Origin of the sequence: Phaeodactylibacter sp. (assembly GCF_040219495.1) — a bacterium.
GTDB lineage: Bacteria > Bacteroidota > Bacteroidia > Chitinophagales > Saprospiraceae > Phaeodactylibacter.
Window position 1 is genome coordinate 18123 of the sequence record NZ_JAVJSK010000146.1, and the last position, 22821, is coordinate 40943.

Annotated in this window: 22 protein-coding genes; 11 read left to right on the forward strand and 11 right to left on the reverse strand. The window is 51.7% G+C overall.

The features are described 5' to 3' along the window. Positions 1-6 precede the first annotated feature (6 nt). Entirely contained in the window at positions 7-1137 is a 1131-nt protein-coding gene (locus tag RIC19_RS23595; RefSeq protein ID WP_350180849.1) for a glycoside hydrolase family protein, read from the reverse strand. 403 nt (positions 1138-1540) lie between these two features. On the opposite strand from RIC19_RS23595, the gene RIC19_RS23600 reads away from it, so the two are divergent. Then, positions 1541-2884 (forward strand): NAD(P)/FAD-dependent oxidoreductase, encoded by a 1344-nt coding sequence (locus RIC19_RS23600; protein WP_350180850.1) that lies wholly within the window; start codon positions 1541-1543, stop codon positions 2882-2884. 33 nt (positions 2885-2917) lie between these two features. Next, positions 2918-4903: a 4Fe-4S binding protein gene (locus RIC19_RS23605; protein WP_350180851.1), complete on the forward strand. Its 1986-nt coding sequence runs from the start codon at positions 2918-2920 to the stop codon at positions 4901-4903. A gap of 64 nt (positions 4904-4967) precedes the next feature. On the opposite strand, the gene RIC19_RS23610 is transcribed toward RIC19_RS23605, so the two are convergent. The 5 genes from RIC19_RS23610 to RIC19_RS23630 form a co-directional block, all read right to left on the reverse strand. Beyond that, positions 4968-5267 carry a type II toxin-antitoxin system RelE/ParE family toxin gene (locus RIC19_RS23610; protein ID WP_350180852.1) on the reverse strand — a complete coding sequence of 100 codons (300 nt, stop codon included), beginning with the start codon at positions 5265-5267 and terminating at the stop codon, positions 4968-4970. Then, positions 5252-5509: a hypothetical protein gene (locus RIC19_RS23615; protein WP_350180853.1), complete on the reverse strand. Its 258-nt coding sequence runs from the start codon at positions 5507-5509 to the stop codon at positions 5252-5254. Before RIC19_RS23615 ends, RIC19_RS23610 begins: the two co-directional genes overlap by 16 nt. Before the next feature lie 185 nt (positions 5510-5694). Further along, a complete protein-coding gene (locus RIC19_RS23620; protein WP_350180854.1) occupies positions 5695-7125 on the reverse strand; it encodes a tetratricopeptide repeat protein in 1431 nt (476 codons plus the stop codon). A gap of 75 nt (positions 7126-7200) precedes the next feature. Beyond that, positions 7201-8436, reverse strand: a complete 1236-nt coding sequence (locus tag RIC19_RS23625; RefSeq protein WP_350180855.1) for a LamG-like jellyroll fold domain-containing protein — start codon at positions 8434-8436, stop codon at positions 7201-7203. A gap of 54 nt (positions 8437-8490) precedes the next feature. Next, on the reverse strand, positions 8491-8808 hold the full coding sequence (locus RIC19_RS23630; RefSeq protein ID WP_350180856.1) for a YbaB/EbfC family nucleoid-associated protein: 318 nt from the start codon (positions 8806-8808) through the stop codon (positions 8491-8493). Between the two features lie 240 nt (positions 8809-9048). On the opposite strand from RIC19_RS23630, the gene RIC19_RS23635 reads away from it, so the two are divergent. The 9 genes from RIC19_RS23635 (at position 9049) to RIC19_RS23675 (ending at position 18401) form a co-directional block, all read left to right on the forward strand. Then, positions 9049-11301 (forward strand): ATP-binding protein, encoded by a 2253-nt coding sequence (locus RIC19_RS23635; protein ID WP_350180857.1) that lies wholly within the window; start codon positions 9049-9051, stop codon positions 11299-11301. A 16-nt stretch (positions 11302-11317) separates the two neighbouring features. Further along, a complete protein-coding gene (locus RIC19_RS23640; protein WP_350180858.1) occupies positions 11318-11746 on the forward strand; it encodes a response regulator in 429 nt (142 codons plus the stop codon). A gap of 6 nt (positions 11747-11752) precedes the next feature. Next, positions 11753-12355 (forward strand): biliverdin-producing heme oxygenase, encoded by a 603-nt coding sequence (locus RIC19_RS23645; protein WP_350180859.1) that lies wholly within the window; start codon positions 11753-11755, stop codon positions 12353-12355. Between the two features lie 40 nt (positions 12356-12395). Then, a complete protein-coding gene (locus RIC19_RS23650; protein WP_350180860.1) occupies positions 12396-13361 on the forward strand; it encodes a hypothetical protein in 966 nt (321 codons plus the stop codon). A 36-nt stretch (positions 13362-13397) separates the two neighbouring features. Beyond that, a complete protein-coding gene (locus RIC19_RS23655; RefSeq protein ID WP_350180861.1) occupies positions 13398-15026 on the forward strand; it encodes a VWA domain-containing protein in 1629 nt (542 codons plus the stop codon). A 60-nt stretch (positions 15027-15086) separates the two neighbouring features. After that, positions 15087-15644 carry an RNA polymerase sigma factor gene (locus RIC19_RS23660; RefSeq protein WP_350180862.1) on the forward strand — a complete coding sequence of 186 codons (558 nt, stop codon included), beginning with the start codon at positions 15087-15089 and terminating at the stop codon, positions 15642-15644. Next, positions 15641-16147 (forward strand): hypothetical protein, encoded by a 507-nt coding sequence (locus RIC19_RS23665; protein ID WP_350180863.1) that lies wholly within the window; start codon positions 15641-15643, stop codon positions 16145-16147. The genes RIC19_RS23660 and RIC19_RS23665 overlap by 4 nt, the downstream gene beginning before the upstream one ends. 17 nt (positions 16148-16164) lie before the next feature. Beyond that, on the forward strand, positions 16165-16632 hold the full coding sequence (locus RIC19_RS23670; protein WP_350180864.1) for a hypothetical protein: 468 nt from the start codon (positions 16165-16167) through the stop codon (positions 16630-16632). 353 nt (positions 16633-16985) lie between these two features. Then, entirely contained in the window at positions 16986-18401 is a 1416-nt protein-coding gene (locus RIC19_RS23675; protein WP_350180865.1) for a tetratricopeptide repeat protein, read from the forward strand. A gap of 254 nt (positions 18402-18655) precedes the next feature. On the opposite strand, the gene ppgK is transcribed toward RIC19_RS23675, so the two are convergent. The 5 genes from ppgK to xerD form a co-directional block, all read right to left on the reverse strand. Beyond that, positions 18656-19411: a polyphosphate--glucose phosphotransferase gene (gene ppgK / locus RIC19_RS23680; RefSeq protein WP_350180866.1), complete on the reverse strand. Its 756-nt coding sequence runs from the start codon at positions 19409-19411 to the stop codon at positions 18656-18658. A 75-nt stretch (positions 19412-19486) separates the two neighbouring features. Further along, entirely contained in the window at positions 19487-20374 is an 888-nt protein-coding gene (locus RIC19_RS23685; RefSeq protein ID WP_350180867.1) for a peptidylprolyl isomerase, read from the reverse strand. Continuing rightward, on the reverse strand, positions 20371-21036 hold the full coding sequence (locus tag RIC19_RS23690) for a peptidylprolyl isomerase (RefSeq protein ID WP_350180868.1): 666 nt from the start codon (positions 21034-21036) through the stop codon (positions 20371-20373). The genes RIC19_RS23685 and RIC19_RS23690 overlap by 4 nt, the downstream gene beginning before the upstream one ends. Before the next feature lie 10 nt (positions 21037-21046). Next, positions 21047-21418, reverse strand: a complete 372-nt coding sequence (locus RIC19_RS23695) for a hypothetical protein (RefSeq protein WP_350180869.1) — start codon at positions 21416-21418, stop codon at positions 21047-21049. A 99-nt stretch (positions 21419-21517) separates the two neighbouring features. After that, complete coding sequence (gene xerD, locus RIC19_RS23700; RefSeq protein ID WP_350180870.1) at positions 21518-22447, reverse strand: site-specific tyrosine recombinase XerD; 930 nt, start codon at positions 22445-22447, stop codon at positions 21518-21520. Positions 22448-22821: the final 374 nt, after the last annotated feature.

Here is a 22821-nt window from a genome sequence, read left to right on the forward strand (position 1 = left end):
ATTTCCTTACCGGTAAATCGCCTGCCGTAACGCTTTCCAGTGCTTTTTCGTCATACGCCCGGGCGTAAACAGGCAGATGCCCGCCGCGCCATTATCCATAGAGACCTGCACTGCCGCTCCCAACTCCTCCGGGATCAGCCCGTGGTTTTCCGGGTCCGGCTGCCGGGCCTTGCTCTTCGGGTCCGGGCAGATGAACAAACCGCTGATAAGCGAAGCCCGGCCGTCAAGTGCTTCCACACCCTCTGCTGTCATCTCGCCGATCCATTCCACATCTTCCAGGTAAAAATCATTGTAGAGCATGGGGAAGACCTGATCAAGGTCCCATTGGTCCCATTCCTGCCGCACGATACGCTTGGCTACGGAGTGCGGGCCTGGGAACACGGCAGCGTTGATGCGCTTGTCTTGGGCGTGTACCTGCTCTGCCAGCCGGTTGACGATACTCGTAATCAGATCGTAACGGTACTGCTTCCAGGCTTGTACCTGTGTGGGGTCTTCCACGGATTTAATATCAATGCCGCTTTGCTCCTCGAAGCCTGAGGTACAGCGGTCGCAGTAGCAGTAATCATATTTGGGGTACTCCTTGTCCATCACCAGGCCGTACTTGTCCCACAGCCCGCGCGCCAGGATGACGTCCGGAAAGCGGATGTAGTCAAGGTGTACTGCAGCCACCTGCTCCACTTCAGCAACGCTGGTGTACATCTCCTCCAAAAATTGGTATACGCCAGGTTCATTTGGGCACAGGAAGGTATAATAAGGCACATAAGCAGGCTTGTCATAAGCCGACTCCCCGGCCCGGTTGACGGCATACCATTCCGGCTTGAGTTCGGGGCGGGGCTTTTGCACCATAGTGGGAATCCAGGCGTGGAGCCCGAGGCCGGCGGCTTGCGCCAGTTTCCCGATGCGCGCGTAGTCAGCCGGGTCCTGCCCGCCGTTGTACATAAGGGTGTCCACCCCTTTGGCTTTCCAGTCGCTCAGGGTTTTCAGGACTTCATCGTCGGTTTTGTCATTCAGCCCGCCATCCCAGGCGTAGACCGGGATTTTATTGGCAGAGGAAGTCGGGGAGAGGGAAGAACAGCTTTGCAATAGACCGATGCTGAGCAACAATAAGCTCAGGAAAAGGGTAGAGGGTAACCGCATGATTTGTTTTTTGCCTGCCAATATAGGGAAAGATTGCTGTAGGATTAATTAATACGCTTGGTATTAAGGACAAGCGCATCAGAATGAGAACATGCCACGGAACATGCCACGGAGCACGTTAAATTGGGTGGCGGCTGCCGAAATTGTATGTTCGACGGAGGAGTTTGCGAATTTCTAGCGTTTTTGCTTCGTTTTGGGGCAATGCCAAAATGAAGAGCCTCACCGGCTTGAGGTGAAGCCCCGTCAAAATCGATTTGCTTCAGCCTCTTTTCGCCCGTTTTAATGAAAAACTTATTTGGTACGGTTGCCCTACCTGGTATCTGTCCCCCCAAAGACATCAATACCGGCAGAGCTGCGCTTTTCCCATCTCCATTCCTATCTTTGGGATAAACAAGCACCACCTATGCATATCGCCATCCTCGGCAACGGCATTAGCGGCATTACCGCTGCCCGTTTTTTACGGAAGCTGACCGACCATCAGATCACAGTGATTTCGGCAGAAACCGATCACTTCTTTTCCCGCACGGCCCTGATGTATGTCTACATGGGGCATATGCGGTACGAAGACATCAAACCCTACGAAGACTGGTTTTGGGAGAAAAACCGCATCGGGCTGAAGCGGGGCTTTGTGGAGCAGATTGATTTTGAGCACAAGCAGCTGCATTTCCGCGAAGGCGAGCAAATGGCATACGACAAGCTCATCATGGCGGTCGGCTCGGCCCCCAATAAGTTTGGCTGGCCGGGGCAGGACCTGCAGGGCGTACGGGGGCTGTACAGCTATCAGGATTTGGAATACATGGAAGCGCATAGCGAGGGCTTGGAACGCGCCGTCATCGTGGGCGGCGGGCTGATTGGTATCGAAATGGCAGAGATGTTCCACTCCCGCCACATTCCGGTTACCTTTTTGGTAAGAGAATCGGCCTATTGGAATGCCGTGCTGCCAAAGGAGGAGTCGGAAATGGTGACCCGCCACATCCGTGAGCACGGCATCGACCTGCGCCTGTCCACCGAGCTGAAGGAAATTGTGGACGATGGGAAGGGCAACGCCTGTGCGGTTATCACATCCACGGGCGAGCGCATCGACTGCGGTTACGTGGGGCTTACGGCGGGAGTGCACCCCAACATCGGGTGGTTGAAGGGTACTGCTTTGGAGACCGATAAGGGCATTTTAGTCGATGACTACCTGCAGACCAACCTGACTGATGTCTACGCTATCGGCGACTGCACGCAGATACGCAACCCCAATCCTGGCCGCCGCCCTATCGAAGCTGTTTGGTACACGGGGCGCATGATGGGGGAGACCGTGGCGCATACTATCAGCGGGCGGCCTACAGAATACGACCCGGGTATCTGGTTCAACTCTGCCAAGTTTTTAGATATCGAATACCAGGTGTACGGCGATGTGAGCGGCCGCATGCCGGACCACTATGCCTCGGTCTACTGGGAGCATGCCGATGGGCGCAAGAGCATCCGCATCGTGTACGACCAAAATACGGAGCAGGTGGTGGGCTTCAACCTGATGGGCGTTCGCTACCGCCACGAAGTCTGTGAGCGCTGGCTGGCTCAAAAGGCCTCTGTAGAGGAGGTCCTCCAAAACCTTGGCCTGGCTAATTTTGACCCCGAGTTTTACCGCCAATTCGAGCGCGAAGTGGTGGCGCAGTACAATCAGCAGACCGGTAAGTACCTAAAGCTGCAGCAAAAGCGGGGGCTATCCCGGGCGCTGGCCTTTTTGCGGGGGCAGGCGTAGCGTTTTCTTTTTCAAATTGACCAAAATCAACCCATGCATACTTTACAAAAGATCGGACTGGCATTTTTCGCAGCAGCGTTGCTGATTTTCACCGCGACGCTCGGTTTGGAAAAGTACGAGCTTTCTGAAGCCCGGCTGAGCGAGGCGATTGAGAATAACTACCACGTGGACGCCCTCGTAGCAGCAGCAAAGGAGAAGGGCATCCTGGGCAAGGCCTATGCCTCGAGTTTTAGCTTTGTGCCGGTGATGCAGGACTTGTTCAAACAGACTGGGGAAGACCTCAAGGAAACTCCGCCAGCCAGCTTACCGGAAGATGGTAACCGCTCCGACTACGAATTGCCTTCCTGGAAAGCCAAAAACTACCTCCTGCCAGTAGTGAAAAAGGCCAGTACAGGGCCGGTTTCCGCTCAGCCGGTACTGTTTTGGTGGCTGACTGTAGGCCTGGGGATACTGGGCGGGTTGCTGTACATCTTGCCTAAGTTCAATCTCATTCCCGGCATCAAGCACGACCACCTTTACCACCGTAGCCTTACCCGGGGCTTGCGCCTGAGTGTGCGTGGCTTTTTTCTGGGCGCGACCATTTTGGGTGTGCTGGTGTACGGCATCTACTACATGGGCAAAGACTATTTCTGGTCGGGCATCACGGTGCTGATCGGGCTGTTGATCACCGGGCTGGTATTTTTTGCGCAGCGTTCCGCCTGGCGCACTCCGGCTAAATCTGCCTCACCGGACCTTACAGGCTGGCTGGGCGTAGGGGTGGGCCTCTACCTCATCGCTTTTTATGTGCTGTTGTATTGGTCGCCTCAGCATATCACGAGCTGGATGCTCCTCTCAGACCCACTGAGCTATGCTTTGAACGGGGGAGAAGCCAGTCAGTGGTTTCTCTACGGTATGCTGTATACCCTAGTCATTCTGGTGATGGGCGTGCGCATGTTTGCCAAGTACATGCACAACAAGTATCAACAAATCCGTACAGCATCGGTGATGTTTTTTCAGACGGCCTTTGCATTCCTCCTTCCGGAGATACTGGTGCGTTTGAATTATCCGTACTACGACTTCAAGAACATCTGGCCGCTCAACTATACCTTCTTTTTCGACTGGAACCTGGACAACCTCATCAACAGCGGGGGACTGGGCATTTTTATGCTGGGCTGGGGCATTGCGCTGATTGTACTGGGCGTGCCCATCATTACCTATTTTTATGGTAAGCGCTGGTACTGTTCCTGGGTGTGCGGCTGTGGAGGCCTGGCCGAGACGGTAGGCGATCCCTACCGGCAATTGTCAGACAAAAGCCTGCGCGCCTGGCAGTACGAGCGCTGGATTATCCACGGAGTCCTGGTCTTCGCGGTTATCATGACGGTGGGCGTGCTCTATTCCTACCTGCCCAAAAACGGGGTATGGTTCAGCCGGGGCAACTTCCTGCTGCTTATGATGCTGACGCTGGCCGGTGCCATGGGCTACGCCTGGTACCGCTGGCGGAAAGGAGGCGTAGACATCGGTGCTACGGGCATGTATGCAGGGCTGGGCGTTACCGTCCTGCTTATCGGCATCTCAGGCTACCACTGGGCAACGGAAAGCGAGCAGTTTTTCTTTCTCAGCAGCGGAGAGACTCGCCAATGGTATGGCTTTCTGATTGGGTCGGCTTTTGCTGGCGTGGTGGGCACCGGATTTTATCCGCTCATGGGCAACCGGGTGTGGTGCCGCTTTGGCTGCCCGTTGGCTGCCTATCTGGGCTTGGTGCAGCGGTTCAAATCTCGCTTCCGCATCACCACCAACGGTGGGCAGTGTATCTCCTGCGGCAATTGCTCCACTTACTGTGAAATGGGCATCGACGTGCGCTGGTATGCGCAGCGGGGGCAGGATATCGTGCGGTCATCCTGTGTAGGCTGCGGCGTCTGCTCGGCGGTCTGCCCGCGCGGCGTACTCCGGCTGGAGAACAGCAGTGTGGATATTGATGAGCGGGCTACGGAAGTGCGGGCGCTGCACATTTCGGAGGAGCGGGGGGTGGAGTTGTACTAGCAGTTGATGATGGTTACTGTTACAGTTCATTTGATAAACATGTACGTTACCCGCGCCGTCTGGTTTATCGGTAAGGGTTAGCGCTTGGATTTCGCCGTTCATCGAATAGTAAAACGATTAGAAGCTTTTTTCCATATTTCCGATAATAGAGTTTTCTATTCTTATCGACTTTATACTGCCGTACAGTTTTATAGCGTTTTGTTCTTCTTCCAATTTCCGGATACCGGCTTAGTTTATCGATGCATTCAAGTACGCTGGTTAAAAAATTTTCAGCAGTCGAAGGAGAATGGTGTTCTTCCAGGTATCCAATTATTTCATCAAGGCTTTCCAATGCCTTTTTGTTCCAAACTACTTCCCTAACCATTGCCTGTACTTCTGAATTACAACATTATGGGTGATATGGTTAGCAGAGTCCTCACTTTCGGCAATGGCTTGCTCCAGTTCTGCTTGTTCTGTTTCGCTAAGTTCATCCCAGAAGTCTGTATCTGATTTGACCCGGTTGCCAACGAATTCAGTAACCAGTTTCTTGAGCTCCTCCAGGGATTCGACATCATCAATATTGGCTATCATCTCTAATATTCCACCTTTGATTTCTAAACTGCTCATATACGGACCATTTAAGTGGTTTTTGCTGTACTTAACTTTACAACTTTGAAGAACAAGTTTTCTGATAAATCAGTTTCGAAATACCTTCTTTAAGCAGAAAAGCCAGGCTGCTTTCAAAAATAGACCTTAACCTGGGCAGTAAGCCACCAGGATATGCCATTCCAAAAGCAACCTGCCTTCACTCTTTAATCCGCCGTGCGAATAACAGTAGACCGCTGAATCCAGCAAGGCACAAAGAAGGACTCGCCCGCTTTCAGGCTACGGATGAAGACGTCTTCCCGGTTGGGCATATACTGTTGGTAGCGGTTGATGAAGTTGTTGGCCTGCTCGCTCACCGAAGGGTCGATGCGTTTGGCTTTCTGCCAGGCATCAATAGCCGGCCAGGTGACGATTTGGCTGTCCCAGCCCCGGCCCGGGCCACAAAGCGGGCCACTTGAGGCATACAACCTGCCGATGAGGATGTAAGGCTCGCCCCAGTCTTTCCGGATCTCAGCCGCTTGCTCTGCCCATTGGCGGGCTTTGGGGAAGTTGCGCAGGTGGACTTCGTAAATTTTGGCGTTGTTGAGGGCGTACCTGGCTTTTTTCTCCGCGGTTTCCTCTTCCTCAATGGCTCTCTGGAAGGCGACAATGGCTTTTTGGTACTCGGCTTCCCGCAGGTAGATGTAAGCAGAGTCCGCCTTGCCGGCCTCCGGGCGGCAGTTTTCGTTGCCAATGCGGATCAGTTCCTTCATGCGCTCGTCATCGGTAGCGCATTCGGCAAACTTCAGCCGGCTATAAACCGTGCGCACCACATCGCAGTCCGTTGGGTTGGCCTCAAATTCCGGATAGTATTTATCCATGTAGTAGTCGCAGGGGTAGAAGCCCTTCACGGTCTCGAAGTACTCCAGGCGTACCGGCGTATACTCCTCGATGATCTGCCAGCGCTCACAGGCCGTGCCCTTGCACTCTTTTAGTCCTTTCTCAATCATTGCCCGCAGAATGGCCTGATACTTATAGGCTTGCTCTTTTCTAATTTTACCAGCGTCGTACAAATCTACCAGCAAAGAAGCCATGGGGTTGACATCAAAGTCGGGAGCATCCAAACTGTCAATGTCAATGGATTCCTTAAAAAGGGCGTAAATTTCCTCTTTGGTAGCGCGGCCCGGATATTTGTAGAAAAGATCGAAGGCTTTGCGCCCTTTGATATAGCCGCCTTCCGGGTAGCACCGGTCAATCTCATCATAAATACTGAAGATCGTGTCCACGTAGGCATCCTTCAGCGCCTCATCCTGCGTTTGGCTGATGAAGTATTCGTAAAAGCGGATGCCATCCGCATAAACGGTGTTGCGCTGTCCATCTGCTGCGGGAGCTACCGCATAGACCTTTTTCCACAATGCGAACGCCTGATCCCAGTCGCCAGCCCGCAGAAAATCACGGTAAAGCACATAATTGGTTTCTGCATCATCCGGGTTAGGCGCATCCCGGAATTTAGGGCACGGGCTCAGGTCTTCCTCCTGCTCCGGAGCAGGTGCCGCCACTTCGGCAGGCGTTTCGGTTACAGGCTCAGTAGTCTTAGGCGTACAGGCAGCAAGCAAAAGTAGCGCCGCCAATGCCCACCAACGTTGATTCATCATCATCCCTTTATTTTTTTGCTGAAACATACACAAAAATAAAGAGTTTCACCGAACCTGTGCCGCTGTAAGACTGCCCCGCTACCTCAATACGGCCACCTCTCCCGTCTGTACCTTCTCCTCACCATCGCACACCCATTGCAGCGCATACTGCACCACCCCCGCATTGACAGGCTCGCCACGGTAAAAACCATCCCAGCGCTCAAAAGGGTCCTGCGTAGCAAAAACCCGGTTGCCCCAGCGGTCATAGATCTCGAAAGTCAGTAATTGAGGAATAGCGTAGGGATTGCTCACGCCGTAGGTGTCATTCAGTCCGTCATTGTTGGGTGTGAATGCCGTAGGCAGGAAAATGGTGTTGCAATCCAGGTCATCCGGATCAATGACATTGAAAGTGATCTGATCGCGGGCAATGCAAGAAGTGACCGTATCAGAGATGGACACTTCGTAAGTGATTTCCCCGGCCATTACGGGCTCGATGGAAGGCTCGGCAAGGAACGGGTCAGAGACGCCATCCGTCGGGGACCAGCTGAATACCGTACCGCAGGTGTTGCTCATTTCCACATCAAAGGCATCGCCGAGGAAGATGTTGATAATGTTCCCGTCGCGCTCGATACGGTCGGGGGCGCTGTAAAGCTCGCGCACTTCAAGCTCGCTGAGTGCACGATTGTAAACCCGCAGTTCGTCCATCAGGCCGCTGAAGGGGGACTCCGTGGCGTTTTTGCAGTCGCTGTCACCAATGATGAGGTCGCCATCGTTGTTGACGTTAATACGCTCCAGGGTGCTGAACACACTGATCAGCGCTCCGTTGAGGTGCAGGCGCACTCTTCCGCCTTCCCGCACAATAGCCAGGTGCTGCCAGCAGGCGGTGTTGCTGATCTGATGGGTGGCAATAACCCGCCGGTCGCTGGTTTCGAAGAAAAACGCGCTGATGGTCCGGCTGGCAGGCGTGTAAAGGATGTAAAATTCATTGCCGCCAAAACAGCTCGGGCTGCGTTTGGACAACAAATACTGCGTACCGGCTCCGCCGCGTGGTTTAAAATAAAAACTCACGGAGACATCCTCATTGTCAAACTCATCATTGACCGGGCCGCCCAGGATGACCACCTCATCGTCCTGCCCGTCAAAGGAGATAGCATCGTTTTCGGCACCACAGGTATAGTAAGGGTTGCCCGTTATCGCTCCTGTGTTGGCTGTATTGCCCGTAGCGTCGTTGGTACTGCCGTCAAAGCGGTAGTGGGCTATCAGGCCAGCGGTGGTTTGGGCACTGAGCTGCATGGCCAATACGAAGAGTAAAGTCGTGATTGGGATCGTCTTCATGTACAGATTGCTTTTCATCCTAGTTTAACGGAAATGCCGGGGCGATATTTTGGCTTAGCCAAACAGATTGCCGAGGTTGCCCATGCCCGGAGGCATCATGTCTTTGACCATTTGCTGTGTGGCTTCTGCTTCCTTAGCGGCAGCAGCAGACAGGGCCTTGTTGGTGGCATCAAGGACCAGGTCCTGAACCATTTCCACATCTTCCCAGTCCAGCTTTTCCTGGTCAATTTGAATATCAGTGATCTCGCGGTTGGCATTGGCCGTAACCCTGACCGCACCGTTCTGTGCAGTGCCTTCTACCATGATTTGTGCCAGTTTTTGGCGCATTTCGTTTTGGCGCTCTTCCATGTCGCCAAGCATGTTTCCAAACATCGTATTGGTGTTTTTTTATCCAGGCACAAAGGTAGGGAAATCTGAGGAGGATTGTTTTAATCTTGACCGGTCGGTACGAGACAGTATATCAGGAAAAGCCCCGTTGACAGGGTAAAAATGGGTATAGTGGATAGTCTTAATGTGATTTTTTTTATATTACTTCCCGAATTGATACATCCAAGGGCCTTCCTGAATATATGCATAGGGGCAGGCTGCCCTAAAACCCAAATATAATATGCTTTGAATTCAAAAACTTATTATAGCAATTTTAGCCCCACGCTGGACAACTGTAGCGAAGAGCCTATCCACCGCCCATCCGCTATTTTCGGAGGCGCTTATTTACTGGCGATCGACCGGACCAATTTCACGGTAGCTGGCGCGAGCGAAAACCTGATGGAACTACTGGGTTTGGAAAAAGCTTCATTTTTGGGACAGCCCTGGAAAGATAGTCTTCCTGATGCGGTTTACGCTGTACTGATGCCTCATATAGAACGGTCTAAGTGGGGCGGAATCAATCCCCTCGAAGTGGAAATCGCTGGCCGGCAGTTTGATGCGATCGGGCATCAGTCTGGAGAATTCCTCATCATTGAGTTCGAAGAGCAAAAGCCTGATCAGGACCTGCTGTTTTCTAAAAACCTGCAGCAGATCATCGGTGTCTTGGACGACTGTGAGGATGAACAGGAGCTGTTTAATCAGATGGCACAGGAGGTGAAGCATTTCTCGGGCTATGACCGGGTGATGGTTTACCGGTTTGATGAAGACTGGAACGGGGAAGTGGTTGGGGAAGCGCGGGAAGCGCATCTGGAGCCTTTTTTTGGCCTTAGATACCCCAAAACAGATATTCCGCCTATTGCCCGAAAGCTATTTCTGGACAACCGTTCCCGGATACTTCCCGATATTTATACCCCACACAGCCCCATTTATCTGGCCGAGCCGTACGACTTGCCCGGCGGGTTGGACCTTTCCCATGCTCAGCACCGGGCTACTTCGCCTATACATTTGGAATACCTGCACAACATGGGCGTCCGGGCCACCCTGTCCGTGGCCATAATTGTGAATCAGCAACTATGGGGCCTTATCGCTAACCACCACTACTCGGCTTATTCTATTCCTTTGCAGCAAAGAAGGTTCTGTGAAGTGATGGCTATGGTCTTTTCCACGCGGGTGGTGTACCTCGAAAATCAGCGGATGCTCCGGCAGGGGCAAAAATACAGAATGGCAGAAAAGGCTTTCGTGGAGCATCTGCAAACGACTAACAACCTCACCTACGAAGCGCAATTGTGGAATGCAGAACCTGGCCTCAAAGACCTATGTGCTGCTGATGGTGTGGCATTGGTGGTAGGAGAGCAAGTCAGGACAACAGGGAGTACACCGCCCAAAGACACCATCGTCAACCTTTTGGCAATATTGAAGCAGCGAGAGCAGTCCAATTTGTTTGTTACAAGGTCAGTGGTGGAAACGCTGGGGATTGATCCGGATTTTATGCCATCCTGGCCGGGGGTAATGGTACTCGGTATTTCGGTAGAGCAATCCATGAATGTGCTTTGGTTTAAAAACCCCATGAATAAAACGGTCAGCTGGGGCGGGAACCCGAAAGAGGCCGTGCTTGTGGAAAAGAAAGAAAATGACGACAAGGTTCGGCTGAGTCCTCGGAAGTCCTTTGCGAAATGGCAGGAAGTAGTACGGGATAAGTCTGCACCCTGGGAAGAGTACGAAGTGAAAATCGCTGAAGAGTTCAGGGAAAGGCTCGTCCGGGAAGAACTGCAGCGTTCAGGGGTTGCTATCCGTGCGCTGAATGGGCGCCTTGCTGCGACCTTAAACAAAGAGTTAGATCAAATTATCTATATTGCTTCTCATGATTTGCAGGAGCCACTACGTACGATCCGGAGCTTTGCTCAACTATTGGTGCGCAGTGCTTCGGCTAAACTTACTCAGGATGAATTGTTCTTTTTGGAACGCATCACCCTGGCCAGCGACCGTATGAAAATGTTGGTCACTAACTTGTTGGACTACTCCCGTATCGGGCGGTCTGTGGAAGTGGAAGAAGTGAATTTGAATCAGGTCATTCAGGAAATCAGAGAGGACTATGAGCATAAAATAAAGGAGACCAGAGCTACAATACATGCTGTGGACCTGCCGGTATTGAAAGGCGATTTTATTGAACTCAAACGATTGTTTCAGAATTTGATTTCCAATGCCCTGAAATACCACAAAGAAGGGGTACAACCTGTGGTTAGGGTCGAAGCCCGCAAGGGGGATAACCAATGGCTGTTTGAGGTGTCAGATAACGGAATCGGCATGGAAGAGCAGTATCTGGAAAAGATTTTCCTGCTTTTTCAGCGGCTGCACAGCAAAGATGAGTACGAAGGTACAGGCATAGGGCTGGCACAGTGCAAGAAGATCGTAGAGGCCTACGCTGGTGATATTTATGCCAAATCAAAGCTTGGGGAAGGCACTACTTTTCACCTTTCCCTTTCGGATAAAAAGCTATAAACCATAAAACACGCCTATGAGTGCGCAAATTGACCATATACTGCTGGTAGATGATGACCTTGACGACAACTACATTCATAAAATGGTGATCAGCAGCACCGGGCTCGTTAAAGAGGTCGCCTTAGCCAAAGATGGCTCTGAAGCGCTGGAGGTGCTGCAGGAGCTTTGGCAACAACCCAGCGAACCTGTCCGCCCAAACATCATCTTCTTGGATATCAATATGCCGAGAATGAATGGTTGGGATGTGCTCAACGCCCTGAAGGAAATGGGAGAGAGTGCTCATCAGTCTATGGTTGTGATGTTGTCTACTTCTCAAAACCCGGAAGATCAGGAAAAGGCCAAGGCTTACCCTTTCGTTCATGGCTACCTGCACAAACCACTGACAGAAGAAGCCTTATCCGAAATCGTAGAGGCTTACTTGTCGAAAAACAAGGCAGATTCCTGATGCAATATGGATAAGCAACGCCTTCAAAATCTAAGAGCAGCCACCCGCCCCTTGCACGACCGCCTCGAAAGCCTGGTGGATGGTGCCCGGCTGATGGAGCCGCCCTTCGACCCTTTGCATTACGCAAAATTGCTGAAAGCACACCTGGGGTTCACCCGGCTGATCAATGCACAGTTCACTCAGGATATTTCCTTTGAGGTGGCCCTGCCAACCTGGCCGGATACCGCCCGGATGCAGGATATAGAGGCTGATTTGAAGGCGCTCGGGGTTTCGGTACCGGAGCAGGCCCCTGACTCGTTGGCAATATCGTCTCCCAATGCCGCATTTGTGGTCGGGCTTTGCTATGTGGCCGAGGGCGCTGCCATGGGCAATCAGATGATGCATAAAGCGCTGCTGCAGCTTCCTGCTTTCCGGGCACTCGATGCACAGCGTTATCTGCAAAGTAGCAAAGATGGGCTTTCGGCACGCTGGAAAACTTTCCAAAAAGTGCTGGGCCACTACCTGATCGAGGAAGAGCCTGTAGTCATAGAAGGCGCAAAAACGGGGTTTTCGCAGTTCGAAAACATTTGGGCATCTCTGGAGGCCTCTTCTTCGATCAAGGTGAAGTAAGAGCCCTTCTTGTCTGGAAAAGCCAACCGGACTGAACAAAATGAGTTTTTATTACTTCCCCTACTGTATCAAATGCCTCGACTTCATGCACCCTAATGCCCGGAAAGCGGCCGAAAATTTGTTCCGCTTCTTTTTCAACCCCTCTTTCCGGCACCGGTTCGAGCGCATCATCCTGTCGCTGTCTATAGGCAGTTTCCTGTTCCATTTGCTGCTTATTTTTCTGCACGACCTGCAGTGGGTCGACTTCGGTCAGTCGGCAGACGAGCTCTTCATTAGCCCCATCACAGCGATTTATACGCCTTTCTCCTTCATTCTGGTGTACGAGGTTTATATGTTGGTTTACCATTTGCCCGACTCTTTTACCATTTCCATCGGCAAACAATACGAGATCATCTCGCTGATCGTCGTCCGGCGGATTTTCAAAGATATTTCCAAACTGGATATCTCCGAAGAATGGGGCAGCAGCTACCGCAATCAACTGCTCGGAGCTGATATGCTTTGTATTTTACTGTTGTTTGGCCTTATTTTCTGGTTTTACAAGCTCCGGCAACAGCGTCCCCGTCTCAAGCAGCCTTCCAATATTGATGAGTTTGTGGTGAAAAAGAAAGGGATCAGCGGCCTGCTGGCACCTATCCTTTTTGTCCTGGCCATTTATAGCTTCAGCAGTTGGCTGCTCGACTTGCAGCAGTTCAACGTCGGGCAACTGGAGGAACTGCCGGACATCAACAAGGTTTTTTACAATGAATTTTTCACGTTGATGATCCTCTTTGATGTGCTCATCCTCATGATTTCCCTGCAGTACACCGACAACTACAGTCAGTTGATCCGTAATGCCGGGTTCGTCATCTCCACGGTCCTGATCCGCCTTTCCTTTACCGCAGAAGGCTTATTCAACCCCGTACTCATTACCATCGGTGTGTTGTTTGGCACCCTGATGCTGGCCCTGTACAACAAGATGGGGCGCCTGGAAGCCGAGCGGGCGAATGAATCCCGGGAGCTGACCTGATCAACACAACGCCTTTTTGCGTGTTACGCTTAGCGTATGGCAACAACAGAGATACAAGAACAGCTGGAGCAGGAATACCAGCGCTTTGTAGAGTTTGGCAACCTGCTGGACCGCAAGATGCGCCGCTATCTGGTGCAGTACCTCCAGAATAAACTGGCCCCCGGCCGCCACATCGTCCCCGAATTGAGCGACCAATACTACGCCTATTTTCGGCAGGCGCTGGATGACTTCTTTTCCATACCGGGCCTGCTGAACCTGGCGGAAGGCAATGCCAAAATTACCCGACAAGTGGTACTGGACATCCTGCGCTGGCTCCGTAAGTCTTACGATAAAGCGCGCGCGCAGCATCCCTACGAAGACGAGCTGCAGCGGCTGGAAGGTTGGGCGGTGACGCCTTTGCATGTTTTTGTGCGCCGATGGCCCAACCTGCCGGCCTACTTGCGCACACAGTACAGCCGGGAAGCCATCGACAGTCATTTTTACCAGGACCGCTTCCAGCAGCTTATCGGCAATAAAACCTTTGAAGGGCTTTCCGGGGATGACCGGGAAAGTACCGAGCGTTTGCTCAAAGACCTGCTCGCTCAGTGGGACGCCCGCATTTACGCCAAAATCCTGGATTTTCAGCTCAAAAAGCTGGAGGAAGAAAAAGAGGTATTCTCCGCACTGGTAGAGAAAAAAGTGGACGAGTACTACAAACTCTTTGAGCTGGTGTCGCCCTTTTCGGATTACCTGGGCTGGGATATGTCCCGGGAACTTTGGGAAGAGACCTCCTTCGATATCCTTGAAAAGTACAACGACCTCCTGCAGGATGAGCAGTCCCTGAAGGAGCTCGCCGAACTACTCGGGCGTATGCGCGAAGCCGAAATTGAAATCGAAGAGGAGACCTTTGAAAAAACCATCATCCGGCAGGAGTGGAAAGTAGACGAAACCGCCAAAGCCGAAATCGTTGGCGTGCACGAAAGCGATGACCTCAGTAACCTCCTGAGCGCCGAAGCGAGCCTGTTGGGCGATGAGGATACCGAGCTGCTGTTCCTCAAAAAGTACGCCGACAAAAACCTGATGACTTTCCGTTATGAAGACCGCAAGCTGGTGCGCAGTGAGGATCAGCTCACCGAAATCAATCAGCGGGTACGCCAAAAGGAAAAAGGGCCCTTCATCGTGTGTGTGGATACGAGCGAGAGTATGACCGGCCGCCCTGAGCAGATTGCAAAGGTCCTGTGCATGGGTATCCTCAAAATGGCGATCAATGAAAACCGCCGCGCTTACCTCATCAACTTCTCCCGGGGCATCAAAACCCTGGACCTCTACAATATCGCCGACTCTATTGACGAGATTGCGGCCTTCCTGCGCATGTCCTTTTACGGAGGTACTGATGTCAGCCTGGCGCTGTACGAGACGGTCCGGCAGCTTAAAGGCAATGATTACGAAGATGCCGATGTGCTGATTATTTCCGATTTCATCATGTATAAAATAGATGACGATGTGCTGCGGGAAGTCCGCTATTTTCAGCAAAATAAAGGGACGCAGTTCCATAGCCTGACCCTGAGCAAGGAGGCCAACCCCGAAGTGCTTGAGTTTTTTGATACCAACTGGGTGTACAACCCCAGGCAAAAGGGCATCATCCGGGAGCTGACGGCTGGGCTGCAGGATATCCGGCACGGATAATTTTTGATGGGCCATTAAACCCCCTTGTGTTTTGAAAGTCTTACCTTCAAAACACACAACTTGCAAGCGACATTGACGGCAATATCCGACGAACAGATTCTTATCCTCCTGCAGCGGCCTGACAGCCGGGAGCAGGGGTTCCGGTTATTGATGTCGGCCTATCAGGAACGCCTGTACTGGCACATCCGCAAGATGGTCGGTACGCATCATGATGCAGACGATGTCTTGCAGAACTGCCTGATCAAAGTCTTTCGGAATATCCATAGCTTTGAAGGCAAGTCGCAGTTGTATACCTGGTTGTACCGCATCGCTACCAATGAGTCCCTGACTTTTTTGAAAAAAAACCAGCGGCAGGCTACGGAAGCTATCGACGGGCAGGCTTCTGTTTTTCAACTGCAGGCCGAAGCACCTGTAGACGGAGACCTGATCGAGCGAAAACTGAATGCCGCAGTAGCGAGCCTACCGGAAAAACAACAACTGGTCTTCCGGTTGCGGTACTACAAAGAAATGAGTTACAAAGAGATGTCGGCCATGCTACAAACTTCTCAGGGCGCCCTGAAGGCTTCCTACCACCACGCCGTGAAGAAAGTAGAAGCGGCCCTAACAGCGGGATCATGAAGGAAAAAGAAAATATTCAGGAAGAACTGCAGCAATGTGCTCCTTTTTTAGCTCAGCTGCGCAAGACTGCCAAAACAGCCGGGCAACAGCAAGTGCCGGAAGGGTACTTCGAGACGCTGCCTGACCGGGTCCTGGAAGCAGCGCAAGCGGAAAAAGCTTCGCTTTTGAAGGTTGTGCACACCGCAGAGCGGTCTCGTCAGCCGGGATGGCACAGATGGGCCGCAGCCGTGGCAGTAGCACTTATATCGGCTGCTGGCCTCTGGTACAACTGGCAAAGCACGCCCGGTACCGCACAGGTCAGCCTGGCCGATGTGGAGCGGGAAGAAGCCGCTGCGTACATCAACGCTAACATTAGTGAATTTGAACTGAGCCTGATGGAAGAAGCCGACTTGCTCGATGAAACAACTGTTGAAAATGTAGAGGTCCTCCCTGAGCTGGATCAGATCCCAATAGAAGACTACCTGGAGAATCTGGACTACAAGGATATTGAGGCGCTTTTTTAACCCAACCAATCAGAAAAATGAAAAACAATAATCGGGTATTACTGACCACATTATTACTACTGGCCGCAGTAGCTGCTTTTGCACAACCTGACCGTCAGTTCGACTTCGGGGACGGTCAGCGAAACGAGCGGGTAAAGGCGGCCCGGGTGGCTTATATTACACAGCGCTTAGGCCTGACCACAGGGGAGTCGTCGGCCTTCTGGGCCCTCAATAATGAGTATGAGGACGCCCGGCAGGCCATCGAGGAAAAGTACAAACCGGCAATTGCTCCGGAACAAATGACCAATGAGCAAGCCAGCGAACACCTGGAAGACCAACTGAAAGCTGAAGCGGAGCTGCTGGAGCTGCGTAAAACCTATCAGGCCCGGTTTAGCTCAGTGCTGCCGGCCCGGAAGCTGGTACTTTTTCAGCGTGCCGACCGGGAGTTTCGGCTGGAGCTGCTAAAGAAAATCCGCGACAACCGCCGGCCGGGAGGGCGTTTCTGATTTCAGCTGTAAAGTTGGAAAACTTTTCGGGCTGATCGGGCCGGGGCAGGGTACATTAACGCGTGTAAAAGGCGAAATCCCAGCCAAAAAGAAAGGCTACATATTTGTCAAAATACGATATCATAAAATAAATATATGTAAGAAACGACAATTTAAAAGTTTTTTTATCTGAATAGTGTCGTTTTTGTCGGTAAAAATTTGCCATTTCCTTTCCAAAACCTACCGTTCCATTAATGGAGGGGAATGAGGGTGTTAAATTCTGGTCTTTGTGGGCGAATATTGCATATCTTTAAAATAATTCTGATGCACAGATCATTAATTACTACGCCTGCACCGAAATAAGCAGATCGACCATGTATCCTGAAAACGAATTTCAACACCACAGAACGGCTATTCAGCAATTATTGCAACGGTACGAAGCGCAATTCAAGACCGGGCAAGATGCTTATTTTGAGGAAGCAGCCTACCTGAAGATCATCAGCTATTTTGAAGCGGACCGTCAGCAGTCCAAAGCACTGGAAGCCACTGAGCGGGGAATGGATCAGCACCCTTCTTCTATTAACCTCCTGCTCAAAAGCGCTCAGCTATTGATCGACAACATGTCGGTGGAGTGCGCTTTCCCTTACCTGGACAAGGCGCGTGCCATGTCACCGGGCGAAATTGAAGTAGAGCTGCTTTATGCGGAGGCTTTAATTGTGGACGAGCGTGCGGAAGATGGCTTTAGAATTCTCGATTTCCTTAAGGAAGAAGCCAATGATGAAGAGATGAGCAGCATACTGCTTGTCGAGTCGCTCGCCTACGAGCAGGAAGAATCCTACGAGCGGATGTTTTATACCCTGAAGCAAGCGCTACTTAAAGACCCTGCCAATCAGGGTGCGTTGGAGCGTATGGGGATCTGTGTGGTGCAGAGTAAGAAGTTTGAGGAAAGCATTGACTTGCACGAAGCGTTACTGGCAGAAGATGCTTATCTGGCTTTGGCATGGTACAACCTAGCGCAGGCACGGGTCTACACCGGAGATTACGAGCGGGCGATTGAAGCCTATGACTTTGCCTTCACCATCGAAGAAGATTTCCTGCAGGCTTGCCGCGATTGCGCAGACCTTTGTCTTGAACTTCAGCAGTTCAACCGGGCGCTGAATTACTACCTCGAGCTCCTGGAGCAGGAAGGGGCGGATGCCGATAGCGATCTTTATATTCAGATTGGGCACTGCAACCTGAGGCTCGACCGGCCCCAAACAGCGGTGACTTTTTACATACGGGCTGCACAGCTCGATCCGCTCAATGACGAAATTTTCTTCTCCATTGGGGAATGCTACGCTGCCGAAGGGCAGTGGATGAATGCCATTCAGTACTTTGAGAAAGCCATTGAGGTAGAAGATGAGCGCGAAGAGTACTATGCGGCTCTGGGCGAAGCTTATTTCAATATGGGCAATACGGAAATGGCCATCGAGCACCTCGAAGAGGCCATCGCATTGAATGACCTCGAAGCGCGGTACTGGATCTTACTGGCAACTTTCCTAATGGATAGTGGGCAGGCCGAATTGGCTATGGAAGTACTGGAGACCGGTATAGAGACCGTGCCCGGTGCCGAAATTCTCTACTGCCGTATTGCCTGCCTGTTTGCAATTGGGCAGCGTAATGCAGCGCTTTACTGGCTGGGCGAAGCCTTGCAGGAGGACTATGGTATGTACCCGTCCCTGTTTGAGCTCATGCCCGACTTGCAGGTGGATACCGAGGTGATGGCGATGATCAAAAATTATGCGATCTAAGCGCTTGTTGGGATTTTACACTTTGGGCTGCTCTTGCCAAATTTCGTCCTGTTCTTCGTTGCGCTCCCGCCTGCCATAGTCTTCGGTCTCCGGTAGGCAAAGCCCACAGGTGACGGGACACGGACAGGTTGCTCATGTAGCTAAGGCTATGTGATTCAAGAACAGGCCCCTTTAATCCCATTCTTGAATGTCTCGCGCCTCAATTAGAACAAAATTTGGCGGCGTTCGCACCAAAGGCAACACCCCCACAAGCTCTAGCTTCTGGCGATCTGATAAGCATGAACAGCAGCACCAACGGTGCCTGCAGCATTGCGCAGCTCCGCCGGCTTCACGGGGACTTTCACATCAATCACTTCCGAATATTTACTGAATTTTTTGCTGGCTCCACCGCCCAGAATGATAAGGTCAGGGTTGATGACCCGGCATAGGTAGTGGAGGTATTCATTAAAACGCTCTCCCCACTCTGTCCAGCTCAGTTCACCGGATTTGCGCGCATTGCTCGAAGCGTAAGCCTCTGCAATGTCTCCGTGCAGTTGCATATGCCCAAATTCCGTATTCGGCACAAGCTTCCCATTAATGAACAGCGCTGAGCCCAAACCTGAACCGATGGTAATCAGCACCACGACTCCGTTCTGCCCCCGGCCTAAACCAAAACGCATCTCAGCAAGGCCGGCAGCATCAGCGTCATTCAGCACTTCTACGGGATTGTTACAGGCCAGGGAAAAAGACTCAATAACATTTGTGCCAATCCATTTCTTGCTGATATTGGCTGCCGATAAGGCTTCTCCCTGCTTGATGATAGCCGGGAACCCGCACCCAATAACCCCCTTGTAATCGTGCATCTGAACGAGCTCTGCGAAGACCTCAGAGACAGCCTTGGGGGTTGCAGGTTGTGGCGTTTCAAGCCTTAGCCGCTCTGTTTGTAATGCTCCTGAGTTAATATCGACAATAGCCCCCTTGATGCCAGAGCCACCCACGTCTACGCCCAGAATGAGATTTCCTGTGTACATATCTTTTTATTTTTCCTGCAAAGAAGTCAATGGTTTGCCTGTGCTCAATCGCCCGGAAGACAGCACCCTCTGCTTCTACCGAATCAACCGAACCTTCATCTTCAGGTCTTCTTTGGGCCGGTCTCCGGGGTTTGTAGGCACCGCTGCGAGTTTGTCCAGCACATCAAAACCTTCCACCACCTGCCCGAAAACAGTATAGTCGCGGTCAAGGAAAGGCGTGCCCCCGCGCTCAAGATAAGCTTCCTTTTGCTTAGTGGTGTACCGGAACCCCTTCTTCGCCTCCAGCAGAGCCAGATCCTGTTCGGTTACGCTGCGGCCGTGGACAATATAAAACTGCGAGCCGGAAGACCTTTTCTGAGGGTTCACGGCATCACCGGTGCGGGCAGCAGCAAGCGCTCCTTTGATATGCATCAAAGAGTCGACAAACTCTGCGGGTATCGTATAGCCCGGGCCACCGGACCCCAGAGGCTGCCCCGCCGGTGCATCCTTTGACTTCGGGTCACCGCCCTGAATCATGAAGTTCTCAATTACACGGTGGAAGAGCAGCCCATTGTAGAAATCCTCTTCTACCAACTTCAGGAAGTTGTCCTGATGTTTTGGCGTGGCATCATAAAGTTGTACGAGCATACTACCGTGTATGGTTTCGATTTCCACCAGGCAAACTTCAGGTGGTGCAATAGAAACTTCCTGTTGAGCAATTCTGGCCTTGCCTTTTTCATTGACGGCCTTCAGGGCGATGGTATAGGTGCCCGATTCCCGGTAAGTGTGCTTTGGCTCCGCCTTGGCAGAGGTGTTGCCGTCCCCGAAATCCCACTCGTAGGTGGTGGCATTTTCTGACAGGTTGTCAAAGTCAAGAGGTGATAAAACGGATGGCTCGCCCTCCAGGTTAAACTTGGCTACCGGGCGGGCACAGCTGCTCAGGGCGACGGCCAGTACTACTATATATAATGGTGTATGCCTCATTTGTCAATCACTTTTACAGTCATGCGCACGTCTCTCGCAGGCCGGTTGGCTTGCCCGGTAGGGACGGCAGCAATTTTATCAATTACATCGATTCCTTCTACCACTTCACCAAAAACCGTGTATTCGCCATCGAGCACCGGGGAGCCGCCCTTCTCGAGGTAGCGTTGCCGCTGTTCCGGCGTATAGGTTTTGTTAAAGTTTTGTTCCAGGTTCTGAATATTCTCCTCAGTGAGGGGCTGCCCGTCCACGATGTAAAACTGCGAGCCGGAGGAATTCCGCTGTGGGTTTTGGCGGTCGCCCAGGCGTGCAGCAGCGAGCGCTCCTTTGAAATGCACTTTGCCGATCTCGGCTGGCAGGGTATAGCCTGGTCCACCTTGCCCCAGCATTTGGTTTGGGCCGGCATTCTTTGAATCCGGGTCACCGCCCTGAATCATAAAGTTTTCAATCACACGGTGGAAGAGCAAGCTGTCGTAGAAGCCCTCATTGGCGAGTTTGATGAAATTATCGCGGTGCTTGGGTGTGGAGTTGTAGAGCCTGACTTTCATGTCGCCGTACTCCGTGCTGATGACAGCATAGGTGTACCCGTCGCCCTTTGGGGCACATTGAAAAAGGCTTGTTGTCAGGGCCAGCCCGGCCAGCAGCGTGAATAAGTAACTTTTCATAGGTTGGTTGTTATTCTTCTTCTAATCCACCATTCTCCAGCTCCAACTCTTGGAAGTATTGAATGGCATACTGTTTCAGTAGGTTTTCCTGTGCTTCCAGCCCTTTGGTTTCCACCGGGCGCCGGAGCTCGTAGTGCGGCCAGCCGTCTGCGTCCCGGCCTGCAAATGCATAGTGCCCTCCGTAACTCAGTAAACGGCATACTGCAATATGCATAAGGTCCTGCTTTTCTTCTTTCGTAAAGCTATCCGGCCAGCGCCCCAGCTCCTGAATACCGATCAGGAACAAAATGGCATTCAGGTCTGGAAGGGCCGTCCTGTCGAACGTCTTTTTCACCAGGTGCCTTACACGCAGCCATTTATAATCCAGCTCCCACTCCTTCATCTCATTTTTTGAGGCGTAAATATACTCTACACGATTTGGTTTGTGTTACAGAAACCTATCATTAATTGAACAGGAGTGCCCCTGAGTGGCAAATCAATGCTATGGTTTGCGATATCGGGGGTGATATTGCAACAGCGTTTCCCGCAGATAGTCGGTATCCAAATGGGTATAAATCTCTGTGGTAATGATGGATTCGTGCCCGAGCATATCCTGAACAGCCTTTAGGTCGGCACCTCCTTCTATCAGGTGGGTGGCAAAGGAGTGCCGGAAAGTGTGCGGGCTGACGTTCTTATCTATCCCTGCCTCTTTGGCAGCCGATTTAACGATGTTGAATACCATCACCCGGCTTAGTGCTGCCCCTCTTCGGTTGAGAAACAAAATATCCTCATGCCCGCGCTTGACATTCATTCGGCCCCGCCTCCCTCCGTCCAGGTAGAGCTGTATATGCCGGGCAGCGGCTTCTCCAATAGGGACGAGCCGCTCCTTATTCCCTTTGCCGACTACTTTTACGAAGCCAACGTCGAGGTAGAGGTCTGAACGGCGCAGGCTGACCAGTTCGCTTACGCGCAGGCCACAGGCGTAGAGCGTCTCCAAAATAGCGCGGTTCCGTTGCCCTTGTGGATGGCTGAGGTCTATGGCTTCAAAAAGGCGGCTGATCTCTTCGTAGTTCAGCACTGTCGGTATTTTCCGGCCTAGCTTGGGGCCGTCAATATGCTGAGTGGGGTCCGTGTCGGTCAGGTCCTCCAGCACCATATACTTATAAAAGGTCTTGAGTGCCGACAGCAGCCGGGCCTGAGAGCGCTCTGCCAACCCCAACTGCGTAAGCCAAACCAGGAAGCCTTCGAGGTGGTGCTGCTCAACGGAGGTGGGCCCGCAGTCATAATCATTGAGCTCTAAATAGCGGATGAGCTTGCTCAAATCACTCAGGTATGCCGCAGAGGTGTTCCGGGACAGAGACAGTTCTAACAATAAATAGGCTTCAAACCCTTTTTGATAACTCTTCCATTTTTGAACTAGAATAATAGACAAGGTGTTGCATTTTACTTGTGTACACCTGAAATTATTAATATTGGCGTACTCAGGTATGGTTTTTTAAATAAAAAGTGTACTTTTGTATATATACGAAATAACACAAGGCATCTTTTTCGAAGGTGTTTAAGATATTCAAGACTGTGCATATTTGTTTAATGTTGGAGGGTCGAAATCTAAACGATTTCGGCCTTCGCTTTTTATACCCCTTATCATCTCCACAAACGATAGTCCTCCAATATAGGATTGGTGAAAATGGGCACCTTGCCACAGCCACCGGTATTTTCCGGTTCAGAGCGTGTTGGGGCTTTGGTCTTCCAGGTACTCAAGTCCCAACACGCTCTGAAATCTGCAACCTGTAACTCGTTTTTGGA